Origin of the sequence: Pseudomonas guariconensis, assembly GCF_900102675.1 — a bacterium.
Classification (GTDB): domain Bacteria; phylum Pseudomonadota; class Gammaproteobacteria; order Pseudomonadales; family Pseudomonadaceae; genus Aquipseudomonas; species Aquipseudomonas guariconensis.
The window spans coordinates 83,089-97,863 of the sequence record NZ_FMYX01000015.1 but is presented as its reverse complement, the minus strand read 5'-3'; the positions used below and the strand labels follow the sequence as shown (position 1 = coordinate 97,863).

The 14,775-nt window shown below is 64.0% G+C and carries 15 protein-coding genes; 5 read left to right on the top strand and 10 right to left on the bottom strand.

Annotated features, from left to right (window positions below; translation table 11 throughout):
- Window position 1: 1 nt before the first annotated feature.
- Both BLS27_RS21265 and BLS27_RS21260 read right to left on the bottom strand, forming a co-directional pair.
- Entirely contained in the window at window positions 2-871 is an 870-nt protein-coding gene (locus BLS27_RS21265; RefSeq protein WP_090346786.1) for a cation diffusion facilitator family transporter, read from the bottom strand.
- 21 nt (window positions 872-892) lie between these two features.
- The gene (locus tag BLS27_RS21260) at window positions 893-1,312 is read right to left on the bottom strand and encodes a hypothetical protein (protein WP_043211235.1); all 420 of its coding nucleotides are present in this window, start codon (window positions 1,310-1,312) and stop codon (window positions 893-895) included.
- Between the two features lie 118 nt (window positions 1,313-1,430).
- On the opposite strand from BLS27_RS21260, the gene hrpB reads away from it, so the two are divergent.
- Window positions 1,431-3,959 (top strand): ATP-dependent helicase HrpB, encoded by a 2,529-nt coding sequence (hrpB, locus tag BLS27_RS21255; protein WP_090346785.1) that lies wholly within the window; start codon window positions 1,431-1,433, stop codon window positions 3,957-3,959.
- 59 nt (window positions 3,960-4,018) lie between these two features.
- On the opposite strand, the gene BLS27_RS21250 is transcribed toward hrpB, so the two are convergent.
- The 4 genes from BLS27_RS21250 to BLS27_RS21235 form a co-directional block, all read right to left on the bottom strand.
- Entirely contained in the window at window positions 4,019-4,543 is a 525-nt protein-coding gene (locus BLS27_RS21250) for a hypothetical protein (RefSeq protein ID WP_090346784.1), read from the bottom strand.
- Between the two features lie 116 nt (window positions 4,544-4,659).
- A complete protein-coding gene (locus tag BLS27_RS21245) occupies window positions 4,660-5,733 on the bottom strand; it encodes an endonuclease/exonuclease/phosphatase family protein (RefSeq protein WP_090346783.1) in 1,074 nt (357 codons plus the stop codon).
- A gap of 61 nt (window positions 5,734-5,794) precedes the next feature.
- Window positions 5,795-6,289, bottom strand: a complete 495-nt coding sequence (locus BLS27_RS21240; protein ID WP_090346782.1) for a hypothetical protein — start codon at window positions 6,287-6,289, stop codon at window positions 5,795-5,797.
- A gap of 124 nt (window positions 6,290-6,413) precedes the next feature.
- Window positions 6,414-7,070: a YciC family protein gene (locus BLS27_RS21235; protein ID WP_090346781.1), complete on the bottom strand. Its 657-nt coding sequence runs from the start codon at window positions 7,068-7,070 to the stop codon at window positions 6,414-6,416.
- Window positions 7,071-7,226: 156 nt separating this feature from the next.
- Here BLS27_RS21235 and BLS27_RS21230 point away from each other — a divergent pair, with 156 nt between their 5' ends.
- Together BLS27_RS21230 and BLS27_RS21225 are read left to right on the top strand one after the other, a co-directional pair.
- Window positions 7,227-7,955: a DUF2076 domain-containing protein gene (locus tag BLS27_RS21230; RefSeq protein WP_090346780.1), complete on the top strand. Its 729-nt coding sequence runs from the start codon at window positions 7,227-7,229 to the stop codon at window positions 7,953-7,955.
- Window positions 7,956-8,063: 108 nt separating this feature from the next.
- Window positions 8,064-8,546 (top strand): NYN domain-containing protein, encoded by a 483-nt coding sequence (locus tag BLS27_RS21225; protein ID WP_177343708.1) that lies wholly within the window; start codon window positions 8,064-8,066, stop codon window positions 8,544-8,546.
- A gap of 20 nt (window positions 8,547-8,566) precedes the next feature.
- Here the strand turns inward: BLS27_RS21225 and BLS27_RS21220 are convergent, their stop codons facing one another.
- On the bottom strand, window positions 8,567-9,025 hold the full coding sequence (locus tag BLS27_RS21220; protein WP_043211229.1) for an Lrp/AsnC family transcriptional regulator: 459 nt from the start codon (window positions 9,023-9,025) through the stop codon (window positions 8,567-8,569).
- A gap of 155 nt (window positions 9,026-9,180) precedes the next feature.
- Between BLS27_RS21220 and yedA the strand changes: the two genes are divergently transcribed.
- Both yedA and rhlE1 read left to right on the top strand, forming a co-directional pair.
- Window positions 9,181-10,101, top strand: a complete 921-nt coding sequence (gene yedA / locus BLS27_RS21215) for a drug/metabolite exporter YedA (RefSeq protein ID WP_090346779.1) — start codon at window positions 9,181-9,183, stop codon at window positions 10,099-10,101.
- A gap of 93 nt (window positions 10,102-10,194) precedes the next feature.
- Complete coding sequence (gene rhlE1 / locus BLS27_RS21210) at window positions 10,195-11,526, top strand: RNA helicase RhlE1 (protein ID WP_090346778.1); 1,332 nt, start codon at window positions 10,195-10,197, stop codon at window positions 11,524-11,526.
- Window positions 11,527-11,561: 35 nt separating this feature from the next.
- Here the strand turns inward: rhlE1 and BLS27_RS21205 are convergent, their stop codons facing one another.
- From BLS27_RS21205 to pmrG, 3 genes are all read right to left on the bottom strand, one after another.
- Window positions 11,562-12,803 (bottom strand): TIGR03862 family flavoprotein, encoded by a 1,242-nt coding sequence (locus BLS27_RS21205; RefSeq protein ID WP_090346806.1) that lies wholly within the window; start codon window positions 12,801-12,803, stop codon window positions 11,562-11,564.
- Between the two features lie 149 nt (window positions 12,804-12,952).
- Window positions 12,953-13,867: a histone deacetylase family protein gene (locus BLS27_RS21200; RefSeq protein WP_043210167.1), complete on the bottom strand. Its 915-nt coding sequence runs from the start codon at window positions 13,865-13,867 to the stop codon at window positions 12,953-12,955.
- Between the two features lie 149 nt (window positions 13,868-14,016).
- Window positions 14,017-14,706: a lipopolysaccharide core heptose(II)-phosphate phosphatase PmrG gene (gene pmrG / locus BLS27_RS21195; protein WP_090346777.1), complete on the bottom strand. Its 690-nt coding sequence runs from the start codon at window positions 14,704-14,706 to the stop codon at window positions 14,017-14,019.
- Window positions 14,707-14,775: the final 69 nt, after the last annotated feature.

Genomic DNA, 14,775 nt, shown 5'->3' with positions numbered 1-14,775 from the left:
GTTACACCGGATCGGCATGCACCATCACGTCCGCTCGCGGGTAACGCTGGCGGATGGCAGCTGATGCCTGCACGCACAATTCGTGGGCGTCATGCAGTTTCAGCTCGCCGGGAAGCTCCAAGTGAAGTTGGACGAACCAGCGGTTGCCCGATACTCGGGTGCGCAGGTCGTGGGCGCCTTTGACGCCGGGGATGGCGCAGACCAGTTCGAGCATGCGCTCGCCGATATCGGCCGGCAGTTCCTGGTCCATCAGGATCGCCGTGCTCTCGCGGGCGATCTGCACGGCGCTCCAGAGGATATACAGGGCGATCCCCAGACCGAACAAGGCATCCAGTTGTGGCCAGCCAAAGCGCGCCAGCATCAGAGCGAGCAGGATGCTGCCATTGAGCAGCAGATCGGAGCGGTAGTGCAGCGAGTCGGCGCGCACCGCGGTGGAGCCGGTGGCGCGGATGACCTTGCGCTGGAACGTGAGCAAGGCCAGGGTCAGGACAAGCGACAGCAGCATCACTGCGATGCCGGCAGCGGTATCGCCCAGCGGTTGCGGCGATTGCAGGCGATCGACCGCCTGTACGCCGATCAGCACCGCACTGACGCCTATGAACAGCGCCTGGGCCATGCCGGCCAGCGCCTCGGCCTTGCCATGGCCGAAGCGGTGATCGTCGTCGGCCGGGCGCAGGGCATAGTGCACGGCCAGTAAGTTGAGGAAGGAGGCGACGGCGTCGAGGGCCGAGTCGGTCAGGCCGGCCAGCAGACTGACTGAATCACTCAGCCACCAGGCGACCGCCTTGCTCACGACGAGGATCGTGGCCACGGCCAGGGACGCGCGCGTGGCCAGGCGTAGCAGGCGTTGGTGTTCGGCGCTCGAAGTCATGCCGCAGGTGCGTTCCCTGGATCAGGCGGCCGGTACCAGGCCATAGGCGGCCAACTGCTCGACGCTGCCCCGGTGCTGGATCAGCCGAGGGTCGTTCAGCGGCAGGCGTTGGCCCAGTTCGCTTTCGAGGATAGCTTGCAGCTTGGCCTTGTCGACCTGGCCATCGGCATTGATGGCTGGTTTGAGCTTGACCGGGTCGATGTGGGCGGTAACGCCGGGCGGGTAATAGATGGCCCCGCTGGCGAAGTCGACGCCGAAGGCGATCAGGCCGGGGATGACATAGAACAGAAGACCCACAGCGTCGAGCGCGGCGATCACGGGGTCGATCTTACCTTCGATCTGGCCGCGCCGGTCGGGGTAGAACAGCGTGCCGCAAGCGGTCAGTTGGGTGAGCAGGGTGACGATGAGCGCGCCACCGATGACGCGGGTAGGGATGCGCATTGGGATCTCCGCAAAGTGACCAACGAGGACCAGGCCGGTCGCCTGGTCCTGATGTTTAAGACCATGATAAGGCAGGCTCGGTTCGCCGTTATACTCGGACGACTGTTCGAGGACCACCATGATTTCATTACCAATCGATGCCGTACTGCCCGCTCTGCGTCAAGCCCTGAGCGAGCGCGATGAGGCCGTACTCGAAGCCCCGCCCGGCGCCGGCAAGACCACCCGGGTACCCTTGGCCCTGCTCGATGAGCCCTGGCTGGCCGGGCAGACCATCCTGATGCTCGAACCCCGCCGTCTGGCGGCCCGGGCGGCGGCCGAGCGCCTGGCCAGCGAGCTGGGCGAAAAGGTCGGGGAGACTGTCGGCTACCGCATCCGCCTGGACAGCAAGGTCGGGCCCGATACCCGCATCGAGGTCGTCACTGAAGGCATTCTTACCCGTCGCCTGCAGGCCGACCCTGCGCTGGAGGGGGTGGGTCTGCTGATCTTCGACGAGTTCCACGAGCGCAGCCTGGACGCCGACCTGGCCTTGGCGTTGAGCCTCAATGGCCGGGAACTGCTGCGCGACGAGCCGCCGCTGAAGATTCTACTGATGTCCGCCACCCTGGAAGGTGAGCGGCTGTCGCGCCTGCTCGACGATGCCCCGGTAGTGAGCAGCGAGGGGCGCATGCACCCTGTGGATATTCGTTGGAGCAGGCCGTATCAGCCAGGCGAGTTCGTCGAGCCGCGGGTGGTCGATTGCGTGCTCCAGGCGCTGGCCGAACAGCCCGGCAGCCTGCTGGTGTTTCTGCCGGGGCAGGCCGAGATTCGGCGGGTCCATCAGTCGCTGCAAGAGGCATTGGGCGAACGCTCGGATGTGCTGCTGTGCCCATTGCATGGCGAACTCGAGCTCAATGCTCAGCGCGCCGCCATCGAGCCTGCGCCCAAGGGCCTGCGCAAGGTGGTGCTGGCCACCAACATCGCCGAGACCAGTCTCACCATCGACGGTGTACGCGTGGTCATTGACGCCGGTCTGGCGCGTGTTCCTCGGTTCGACCCCGGCAGCGGCATGACGCGTCTGGAGACCCAGCGCATTTCTCGCGCCAGCGCTACCCAGCGCGCCGGTCGAGCAGGGCGTCTGGAGCCTGGGGTGTGCTACCGGCTGTGGTCCGAGGCTCAGCACGATCAGTTGCCGGCCCACGGTAGCGCCGAGATCCTCCAGGCCGATCTGGCCGGTCTGGCCCTGCAACTGGCGCGCTGGGGTGTCTGGCCCGATCAGTTGCGTTGGCTGGATCCACCTCCGAGCGCTGCCCACGCCCAGGCCTGCGACCTGCTCGCCCGGTTGGGGGCGTTCAAGCCGGGCAGTCGCGAGAGCCTGAGCGAACACGGCCAGGCCATGGCTGAACTACCTGCGCACCCGCGCATTGCCCATCTGTTATTGCGTGGCCAGGCACTGGGCCTGGCCGACATGGCCTGCGATGTGGCCGCGCTGCTCGGTGAGCGCGACATCCTGCGCGGGGCAGGCGCCGACCTGCACAGCCGGTTGGCCCTGCTCAGCGGCGAGACTAAAGCGACCCGTGGTGGTCAGGGGGGCGTGCAGCGCGCCCGGCAATTGGCGCGCCAGTACCGGGGCCTGCTGCGCGGCATGCGGGGCGCTGCTGTCGTCGATGTCGATCACCCCCGCTGGTTGGGGGCATTGCTGGCGCTGGCCTATCCCGACCGGGTGGCCCAGCAGCGGCGCGAGGGTAGCGCCGAGTACCGATTGGCCAATGGACGCGCGGCGCTGTTCGCCGAGGTGGATGCGCTCATGAAGTGTCCCTGGCTGGTCGTCGCGGACCTGGGCAGCCGTCAAGGGCAGCGCGAGGAGCGCATCTACCTGGCAGCTGAGTTCGATCCGGGCCTGTTCGAGGGGGTGCTGGCCGAGCAGGTGGAGACACTCGATGTCCTGGACTGGGACGAACGCGAGCAGGTGCTGCGCGCCGAGCGCCAACGCAAGGTCGGCGAGCTTGTGCTCAGTCGCGAACCCTTGCCAGGGTTGGATGACGAGGCCCGCGCCAAGGCATTGCTGGGCCTGGTGCGACGCAAGGGTTTGAACCTGCTGAGCTGGACACCTGAACTGCGTCAATGGCAGGCGCGGGTCGCGCTGTTGCGTCAGTTGGACATCAACAAGGACGGCCACAGCGAGTGGCCCGATTTGAGTGACGAAGCCCTGCTTGCCAGCCTGGAAAGCTGGCTGCAGCCGTATTTGGGCAAGGTGTCTCGCCTCAGCCACTTCGCCCAGCTGGACCTGCCGTCGATCCTGCGCAACCTGTTGCCCTGGCCGCTTCCGCAGCGCCTGGAGGAGCTGGCCCCTGCGCACCTGACCGTACCATCCGGCTCGAGCATTCGCCTGGACTACAGCGAGAACCCGCCGATTCTGGCCGTGCGCCTGCAGGAGTTGTTCGGCCTGGCCGATACGCCGCGCATCGCCCAAGGCCGTCAGCAGGTCAAACTGCACCTGCTGTCCCCGGCGCGCCGCCCGGTCCAGGTGACCCAGGATTTGGCCAACTTCTGGCGTACCACCTATGCCGAGGTGAAGAAGGACCTCAAAGGTCGCTATCCCAAGCATTATTGGCCCGACGACCCGCTCGTCGCCGAAGCCACGGCGAGGGCCAAGCCCAGAGGGACCTGATGAGGTCTAGAGGCGCTGCGTGTTGACACGATAGAGCCGGGTGGGCAGTCATCCGGCAGTCATTGTTGCCGGGTGATGATGAATGTTGCGTCCTCCCCGGCTTGCACGTTCAGGTAGACCTGCCATTCGTATGCGATTTTCACGGTGTGCCCCAGGTGATCCCGGATCCGGCAGGTCAGTGTGTTCTCAGTCCATTCCAGCGGCTCGAGTTTCAACACATCAACGTTCGAATCACCCCGGTAAAGCCCGAGATAACCATTGCGGCTGATCTCGACTTGCCTGTTGCTGTCACCGCCAGTGCCCTTTATGCGGACATGCAGGCGATTAGTCGTTTGCGAGTCGAATGTAATGTTGAAAGTCGTGGCTGTTCCACCCGCCCCGGTAATGAGCCAGCCTTCATTGATGTCGGGGCCTTTGCTCAGTCGCACAGGGGAGGGTGGGAGTGAAGGCGCCCCGTCCCAAAAAAACTGAAACTCCTCCCAGTCGTTGGAAAGACCGTCCCAGTATTTTGTTACCCCATAGCAATGTATGTGGGCGTCGAAAGATCCAGCTGCTGCGATCCAGTTAGTGAAGCTGTTGCTCATGAAAATACTCTGCGGTTCTGTTGATCAAGGGCTCGTGGCCCACGAACAGAACACTACCCAGGCGTCGATCTGGGACGAAGCAGGAGGTCTTTCCGTGCTTTCACGCTCACCCTGCGTCAATGAGGCACTTTCAGGATGGCCATGAGCGGCAGGTGGTTTGAGATCTGCAGCGTGTCCTGTCGCAGTACCTGGGCCTGGATGCGCTGAAGGCGAGGGCTGTGAAGTACATAGTCGAGGGTGCGGTCAGGACCGTTGACTGCCGGGTCGTTGGGGTAGTGGGTGAGCCAGGCGGCGCGCTCGGCACCGCTGGCTTCGGCGTTGCTGGGAATCATCGGGTACTTGTCCCACAACAGGTGCAGGTCGCTGTCGGCCGGGTAGTTGCCGCGCTGTGCCGGCGGCAGGCGACGGTACTGCCCCAGGGGCAGTAGGTTGAGGTCGCCGCCGATCAGCCAGGGCGTGCCTTGGCTTTCCAGGCGATCAAGCACCTTGGCCAGATGCTCTACCTGTCGGCGTTGCAAGTCGCTGCCGGGCTGGTAGGGCGAGAGCCGTGTGTTGAGCACCGCCAGACGTCCCCCGTCAGCCAGCGGCAGGTAGCTGACCAGCAGTGCCGGCTGGGGGCGTTGCAGGCGGGTCAGGGCATTGCTCGCCGCGTTGGGCAACTGCAGGCGCTCGGCCTTTTCGATCGGGTAGCGGCTGAGGGTGGCCAGGGTGCGGCCAACACTGCCGAAGATATGCCGGTCAGGCACGAAATCGGCTTTCCACTCGTAGGTCTGGACGGTGCAGGGGTAGAGGTCGGCCAAGCGTTCACGCAGCAGCGCCAACTGGTCCTGGTAGCCGGTGGCCTTGGCGTTGTTGTCCAGCTCCTGCAACAGGATGACATCCGGCGTTTCGGCACGGATCACGCGGGTGACTTCGTCGAGATTGAAGGCGAGGTCTTCTGCGCTGGGGCGGGTGTCGCTGCCCTGCCCTTGGTCGTACCAGAACACGTAGCGCTTGCCGGCCAGGTATTGCACGTTCCAGGTCATGACCTTCAGGGGCTGGCCAGGTTGCAGCGACCGGGGGCTGCCTTGGCAGGCGATCGGCAGCGGTTCGCGGGGGGAAGGTTGCCAGCCCAGGTAGTCGGCGAACAGCCAGGGCAGGGGCAACAGCAAGAGCAGGGAGAGCAAGACGTTGCGCAGTAGTCGGATCATCGGCTCGGCTTGTCGGTGCAGGTCGCGCCAGCATAACCGAGCCGTTCGTCGGTCGGCCAGCTTACGACGTTCGTACGACCAAGAACTCGAGGATGTTCCCTTTGTTGACCGTCAGGTGGTGAGGCGAGCTTGCCAGCACTTTCACTTGCTGGCCCTGATGGTCACGAATGCGACAGTGAAGGGTGTTTTCGCTCCAGGCCAGAGGTTCGACCTTCCAGAAGTCGTCGATGTTCGAATACGTGTAGAGGCCTAGGTAACCGTTGCGGCTGATACCCAGTTTTCGGTTCCGGTCGCTGTCGAGCGAAAGCATGAAATTCAACCGGTTCAGGGTCTGGGAGTGATAGTGGAAACGCAGCGTCATGGCTGTCTGCGCGGGGTTCAACCTGAGCCAGCCGTCGTCTGTCGTCCCCTGTTGAAGGGCGCCGGTGCTGCCTAGCGGGGCATAGAACCGGGAGAGATGGCTGACGGGGATCCTCTGGACGCCATCGAGCGCGAAGAGATGGGCCGAGAAGGAGAGTTCGTCCGCCCAGCTCGGTATAGCAGTGTTGTCGCTCATGCGTTCATCCTCTGAGTGTGGATTGCCAACCCCTGTCCATCGACAGGGGCTGGGTCACTCTAGAGGTCCGCTGATTGAACAGCAGATCGAAGTCGTTCCCTGAGAGGACTCACTCGTTGAGGCCTCAGGCGAGCGCGTCATTCTCCAGCAGCATGAACAGGCGGTACAGCACCACGCTGCTGAACAGTTGCAGGAAACCGCTGAGGCTATCCAGTGCCAGTTGCACGCCCGGCTGCGGCTCGGGGAAGGCCATCAGCAGCAAGCCGTCGAGCAGCCACAGCGGTGCCAGAACTGCAACGACACAGACCAAGATGCGCATGAAATGCCCGGTGGTCATCCTGGCGCTTTCGCGCATGGCCTGAACCACTGGCAGGCCACGCAAGACCAGCAGGTATTCGGCGAATACCAGATTGATCATGATCCACACGCCCGGGAAGATGAACAGCGCAAGGCCCGCCATGATCAGCAGCGAGCTGATCAGGATCAGCAGCGCCAGCGATGGCCACAGCTGCACGGCGCGGGCGAACAGGTTGCGCTTGGCGATGTCCTGGCCGTTGCTGCGGGTATCCATGTAGAGGATCAATGCGGCGCTGTACAGCGGGTAGAACAGCAGGCTGACCAGCATGCCGTAGCCCGCCGAAGCCTGGTCGCCCAACTGGCGATACAGCAGTTGGGTACACAAGGCCTCGAGGATCACCAGCGGCAGGCACAGTTGAAGAATGCTCACCAGGTGGCGGCGGAAGAAATACAAGGAGTCGCGCAGAACGCTCAGCGGATTCATCGGGTCAACATCGCATGGCAGAAAAAGCAGGGCGTAACTTTAGCCCAGTCCACCCCTGGCTGAAAAAAGTTTCACTGTTTTGTCGATTGAATCCCCGGCCGGCGAGCCCCATCTTTGACGCTATCCGATGTATTGCCCAGCGCACGAGGTAGCTCCATGAACACTGAAGAACAAACCCTGATCGACGGCCTGTTCAGTCGCATCAAGCAAGCCGAGGACGCAGGCCAGGCCCGTGATCCCCAGGCCCAGGCGCGTATCGAGGAGCACCTGCGACAGCAGCCGGCAGCGGCCTATTACATGGCCCAGGCGATTCTGGTCCAGGAGGCGGCGATCAAGCGTCTGGATGAGCAGAACAAACAGCTCGAGGCCGAACTCAAGCAAGCCAAGGCGCAAGCCGAGGCCAGCCGAAGCGGCAGTACGGGCGGCGGCTTTCTCTCGAGCTTGTTTGGCTCCGGCTCCCGTGAACCTATACCCGCGCCGCAGCCACAGCGTCAGGCCGCACCGGCGGCTCCTGCCGGCGGTTGGCGTGAACCCTCGGCCCAGGGCTTCGCCCAGCCACAAGCGCAGCCGGGTATCAATGCCGCACCAGCCCGCAGTGGGGCCAGCAGTTTCCTTGGCGGCGCCATGCAGACCGCCGCGGGCGTGGCCGGTGGCGTGTTGCTGGCGCAAGGTATCAGCAGCCTGTTCAACCATCATTCCCAGCCTGAGGAGGTGGTCGAGGTAATCAAGGAGGAGCCAGCCCCGGCCAGCGACAGCAGCGGCTGGAACGACCAGCATAGCCAGCAGCAGGTGGCCGACAATGGCTACGATCAGGGCGGCTTCATGGACAGCGACTACGGTAGCGATGGCGGTGGCTTCTTCTCCGACGACGACACCTTCATCTGAGGCCTCTGGCATACTGGCTGCACTTGGGGGCGCACACGGCGCCCCTTTCGCGAAACGAGGCCGATCCCATGGGCAGTCTTCGTTACCCGCGCAACTGCCAGAGAGGTCATGGTGAAGAAGATCGCGCTGTTCGCCGATGTGCAGAACCTCTACTACACCGTGCGCCAGGTGCATGGCTGTCATTTCAACTACGCCGCGCTGTGGGCTGATGTCAGCAGCCAGGGGCAAATCGTCGAGGCGGTGGCCTATGCCATCGACCGCGGCGACAGCAAGCAGCAACAGTTCCAGCAGATCCTGCGCAACCTCGGCTTCGAGGTACGCCTCAAGCCCTTCATCCAGCGCAGCGACGGTTCGGCAAAGGGCGACTGGGACGTGGGCATCACACTCGATGTGATCGATGCCGCCAGCCGTGTCGACCAGGTGGTGCTGGCCTCCGGCGATGGCGACTTCGATCTGCTGATGGAACGGGCCAGCCAACGTCATGGTGTCGAGACGGTGGTCTATGGGGTGCCTGGGCTTACCGCGTTGTCGCTGATCCGGGCGGCCAGCCGATATGTACCGATCGAGGGGCGCCTGCTGTTGCGCCATTGAGGCAGACAGGCTGGAACGCCTCAGGGCTTCCTGCCGTTGCCCTCCAGATGGTCGAGCGGCACTCGCCGCTCGACTGCACTGGACAGGATGATCGATGTCTTGGTGAACCCCAGCTGCGATACCTGGTTGATCAGCGCCTCCAGCTCGTTCATCGACGCTACCGCCGCTTGCATGATCACGCAGGGGTCACCGGTGACGCGATGGCATTCGGTGAGCTGCGGGATGCGGGTCAGCGCATCGTATGCCTGTTGGGTGCCGTGGCTGGCCAAGCGCAGTTCGATCACGCATTGGATCGGCAGGCCGATTTTCTCCAGATCCACCTTGGCGGCATAGCCGGTGATCACCCCACTGGCTTCCAGCTTGGCGACTCGCTCGGCTACGGCGGGTGCTGAAAGGTTCACTTGGCGCGCCAGTTGCGCGTAGGTGGCCCGGCCGTTTTCCAGCAAGGCAGCAAGGAGCATGCGGTCGTACTTGTCCATGAATGATTCCAGTGTGCTTTGCAATCGATGGTAAAGCCCCTGCATAACCATGCATTGCAAAGTGTTTCGGTCATTTAAAGCCGTTTTGTAACTTAAATTTGCGGTGGCGCCTTCTTAAACTAAGTCACCCGTAAACGGATTTCGAGTGTTTTCCCATGCCTGCCTCCCGTCGCTTCCCGTTGTTGCTCATTGGTGCCTTTTTGGCCTTGTACTTGGTCTGGGGCTCGACCTACCTGTTCATCCGTATCGGTGTGGAGTCCTGGTCGCCGATGCTCATGGCTGGGGTACGTTTCGTCATTGCGGGCAGCCTGCTGTACGGGTTCTTGCGTTGGCGGGGTGTGCCGGCGCCGACCTGGCCACAATGGCGGGCGGCCGGGGCGATCGGTTTTTTGCTGCTCAGTTGCGGCAATGGTGGCGTGACGTTGGCCGAGCATGCCGGTGTGGCATCGGGCGTCGCCGCCCTGGCGGTGGCCACTGTGCCGCTGTTCACCCTGGTGTTTGGCCTGTTGTTCGGGCATCGCAACTCGCGGCTTGAATGGGCGGGCATTGCCCTGGGCCTGGTGGGCATCGGCATGCTCAATATGGGCTCGAACCTGCAGGCCAGCCCCATGGGCGCGGCGCTGATTCTGTTCGCGGCCGCGGCCTGGGCCTTTGGTTCGGTGTGGAGCAAGACCCTGCCCTTGCCCCAGGGTGCGATGGCCAGTGCCGCAGAGATGCTCGTTGGCGGTGCCGCCTTGTTGATCGGCAGCGCGCTCAGTGGCGAGCGCCTGACCCAGATGCCGACCGCAGCCGGTTGGGGCGCGCTGGCGTACCTGGTGTTCTTTGGCTCGATCCTGGCCTTCAGTTCCTACATGTACCTGCTCAAGCACGTGCGGCCGGCCGCGGCCACCAGCTATGCCTACGTCAACCCGGCGGTGGCGGTGCTGCTGGGGATCATCTTTGCAGGCGAGCGCATCGGCGCCGAGGAGTGCGTGGCCATGGCGGTGATCATCGGCGCGGTGGTGCTGATTGGCTTGCCGCAATGGCGCAAGGCGCCCGAGCCGCCGGCGCCGCTCAAAGAGCAGGTGTGCAAGTAACCTCGCGGTATCGTGAGCGCGGCAATGCGTCCACAGGGGCAGCGTTGGTTGCGGTAAACTGCCGCCTTCGCTGAACCCCCTGACGGTATTGCCATGAATTTCGCCAAACTCGGCCTGATCGAACCCTTGCTGCGCACTTTGCAGCACCTGGACTACACCACCCCAACCCCCGTCCAGGCCCAGGCCATCCCTGCCGTGCTGGCCGGCCGCGACCTGATGGCCGCCGCCCAGACCGGCACCGGCAAGACGGCCGGCTTTGCCTTGCCGGTGCTGCAACGCCTGGCCCTGGAAGGCGCCAAGGTCGCCAGCAACTCGATCCGTGCCTTGGTGCTGGTGCCGACGCGTGAGCTGGCCGAGCAGGTCCATGCCAATATCCGTGAATACGCCGAAAACCTGCCGGTGAGCACCTATGCGGTGTACGGCGGCGTCAGTCTCAATCCGCAGATGATGCGCCTGCGCCGTGGCGTCGACCTACTGGTGGCCACTCCGGGGCGCTTGCTCGATCTGTTCCGCCAGAACGCTGTCAAGTTCGGCCAGGTGCAGACCCTGGTGCTCGACGAGGCTGATCGCATGCTGGACCTGGGCTTTGCCGAGGAACTGCAAGCTGTCTATGCCGCCTTGCCACGCAAACGCCAGACGTTGCTGTTCTCCGCTACCTTCTCCGACCAGATCCGCATGCTGGCCGGGCTTGCCTTGAATGATCCGCTGAGCATCGAAGTCAGCCCGCGCAATACCACGGCCAGTACCGTGAAGCAGTGGTTGGTGCCGGTGGACAAGAAGCGCAAGGCCGACCTGTTCTGTCACCTGCTGCGCAAGCAGCGCTGGAAGCAGGTGCTGGTGTTTGCCAAGACGCGCAATGGTGTCGACCAGTTGGTGGAGCGGTTGCTCGCCGAGGGCGTCAATGCCGACGGTATCCATGGTGACCGTCCGCAGGCCACCCGCCAGCGGGCACTGGACACCTTCAAGGCCCGTGAGATCCAAGTGCTGGTGGCAACCGATGTCGCTGCCCGTGGCCTGGATATCGACGACTTGCCGTTGGTGGTCAACCTCGATCTGCCGATCGTGGCCGAAGACTATGTGCACCGCATCGGGCGCACCGGACGTGCAGGAAACAAGGGCGAGGCGATTTCGCTGGTGTGCGCCGATGAAGTGCAATTGCTGGCGGCCATCGAGGTGTTGATTCGCCAGACCTTGCCGCGACACGAAGAACCGGACTTCATCCCCGATCACCGCGTGCCGATGACCGACGCCAGTGGCCAGGTCGTGAAGAAGCCGAAAAAGCCCAAGAAACCGAAGGAGAACAGCGCCAAGCGTGGCTTGGGGCGCTGGATGGACAGTGCCGAGTCGAGTTTCTCGGAGCCTTCGGTCAAACCGGTGCGCAAGGTGCCGAGTTTCAACAGCGGGCCGCGCAAGCGCAAGCCGTGAGGCCTGGGGGGCCGTAAAGCGGCCCCCTCAACGTTTCAACGACACCGAGCCAGCCAATCCACCACCGCCTTGCCTGCCCGCAATCCGCTGGCAAAACAGGCCGTCAGCAGATATCCGCCGGTAGGCGCCTCCCAATCGAGCATCTCCCCTGCGCAGAAAACCCCCGGCAGTTGCTTGAGCATCAAATTGCCGTCCAGCGCTTCGAAGCGCACGCCACCGGCGCTGCTGATCGCCTCATCCAATGGCCTTGGCCGCACCAATTCGATCGGCAAGGCCTTGATCGCCCGCGCCAGCGCTTGGGGATCAGCGAAGGTCGCTTGATCGGTCAGCTCCCGCAGCAATGCTGCCTTGACCCCCTCGATGCCCAGTTGGCCTTGCAGGTGCTTGGCCATCGAGCGAGAGCCACGGGGTTTGGCCAGGGCCTGGGCGATTTTATCCACAGGGCGGTCCGGCAGCAGGTCGAGCAGCAGCCTGCCCCGGCCATCTCGGTTGATGGCCTCGCGCACCGCCGCTGACCAGGCATATACCAGGCTGCCTTCGACGCCTTGGGCGGTGAGTATGAACTCGCCCTTGCGCGGGGCGCTGCCGGGTACGCTCAGGGCAATATTCTTCAGCGGTGCGCCGGCGAACTTGTCCTTGAGCAGTTGGCTCCAGCCCTGAACCTCGAAACCACAGTTGCTCGGTTGCAGCGGTGAGATATCCACACCCCGCTCAGCCAGCAACGATTGCCACGTACCGTCGGAGCCCAGGCGCGCCCAACTGCCGCCACCCAGGGCCAGCACCACGGCATCGGCTTGCACCTTCAGCTCGCCCTGTGGATAAGCGATCCGCAAGGTGCCGTCGCTGTTCCAGCCTAACCAGCGGTGGCGGGTGTGGATAACCACGCCGCGCTCGCGCAGGCGCTTGAGCCAGGCGCGCAGCAGCGGTGCAGCTTTCATGTCACGGGGGAACACCCGACCTGAGGTGCCGACAAAGGTGTCGATGCCCAAGCCGTGAATCCACTGGCGCAGGGCGTCGGCATCGAAGTCGTGTAGCAGCGCGTCGATTTTGTCCTGACGCTCGGCATAGCGGGAGATGAATGCGGGATAAGGCTCGGAGTGGGTGATGTTCATGCCGCCAACGCCGGCCAGCAGGAACTTGCGGCCCACCGATGGCATGGCATCGAAGACCTGCACCGCCAGGCCGGCATTGGCCAATGCCTCGGCCGCCATCAGGCCGGCGGGGCCGCCACCGATGACGGCGACGAGGGGAGGGGAGGCGTGATGTTGATCGGGCATGGTGGGCGGCAGGCTGTGGAAAAGAGCCGGCATTCTACCCCAGCGAGGCCTGTCCAAGCACTGATCAGAAAATGATCAGGTCCTTGTGGGGCAGACGGTTAAAGGCCTGCAGAGGCTTTCCCGCAGGTTATCCACAGGCGGTTCCACAGTCATTGTGCACAACCCAGCACCCGCGCCGCGCTGTGATGAAGAATGCCATGGCGCCTGGCCAGGGCTTCGCGGTCTTTGCTGTAGCCACCGCCGATCACGCCGACCACTGGAATGTCCCGGCCCAGGCAATGACGCATCACGCGTTCATCCCGGGCGGCCAGCCCTTCGTCGGTCAGTTGCAGGTATCCCAGGGCATCGTCCTTGTGAACATCCACGCCGGCGTCATACAGCACCAGATCGGGCTGGTACAGCGGCAGCAAGTAGTTGAGCGCGTCATCCACGACCTTCAGGTACGCCGTGTCGCCCATCCCGCGGGGCAGGGGGATATCCCAGTCGCTCTGGGCTTTGCGCGCTGGGAAGTTCTGCTCGCAGTGCAGCGACACGGTGATCGCCTCCGGGGTGTCGTGGAGGATGCGTGCGGTGCCATCGCCCTGGTGCACGTCGCAGTCGAAGATCAGCACCCGATGCACCCGCCCGGCCTCGAGCAGGTAACGGCTGATCACCGCCAGGTCGTTGAAGATGCAAAACCCTGCCGGGTGGTCGTAGTGGGCATGATGGGTGCCACCCGCCAGGTGGCAGGCGATGCCATCGCGCAAGGCCATTTCGGCGGTCAGCAGCGAGCCGCCCACGGCCCGTACCGTACGCCGGGCCAGCGCCTCGCTCCAGGGCAGGCCCAGGCGTCGCTGGTCTTCTCGGGACAGCTCGCCCTGCATGTAGCGCTCGATGTAGCTGCGGTCATGGGCTAAGGCGAGGATGTCGTTGGGGCAGATGTCCGGGCGCAGCAATTGCTCGTCCGTGACCAGGCCGCTGTCGACCAGGTGATCGCGCAGCAGGCGGAACTTATCCATGGGGAAGCGATGCTCGGGTGGGAAGTCCGGGCTGTAGTCGTCGTGGTAGATCAGCGGCAACGGCATGGAAGGAATCGCGGTGAGGGCCAAGAATTGATCTTGCCAGCAGTCGCAGTGGGACGCCATCGCGGGCAGACGGTGCGCAGCCAGACACCGCCGGCACAATGTCCAGGCGATGTATATCCAGTCGCCGGCAATCGTAGAGTCGCCGCGCACTACTTGCCGGCGCTGGCCAGCACCCGCTGCCAGTCGGGCTCGTTCATGCGTCCAAGGATCCGCGCCTTGCCGTTGCTGTCCACCGAGACGAACAGGGCGCTGGCATAGCCGCTTTCGCGTTCTCCCCCGAGTACATGCAATTGACGCTGGAAGTGATCGATGCAGCCGTTGTGGGTGACCAGCACCAAGTTATGACCAGGGCGCTTGCGGGCGAGGGCTTCGGCAGGAAACTGGCTGTCGCAGTTTTCCAGCCAGTCTTCACTGGGCACGGCCTGGCCGAGAATGAAGTGTGCGGTCTGGCGGGTTCGCAGCTTGGGGCTGCTGTACTGATCGGCGGTACCCAGGCCCAGTTGCTGCAGGCCTTGACCGACGCGCATCGCAGCCTGGCTACCGGCGACGGTGATCCCGGTCGGGTCGTCCAGGCACGGGCCGGGCGCGCTGTCGCAGCGCTCGGCGTGGCGAATCATCACGATCACCGTTCCCTGCGCCCAATCCTGCAGCAGCCCGCTGTCGCTCAGCTGTTGCTCGTTGCCAAGGTCCACGATGTGCGTCCTCGTCGAAAGCCAGGTGGTCAGGCCGGCCAGCGTCAACAGCAGGCCTGCGGCTGCGGCAATTGCCTTGCGTAAGTAACGGCGTCGTTTGGGGGGCGTGTGTACGGCGGGGTTTTGCAAGGTGTTGCTCGGGTGCATGCTTGACTCCAATGACAGGACGCAGCCGTGGGCCGCGGCGTATGGCGGCATTGTGCAAAGCGGGCTGTT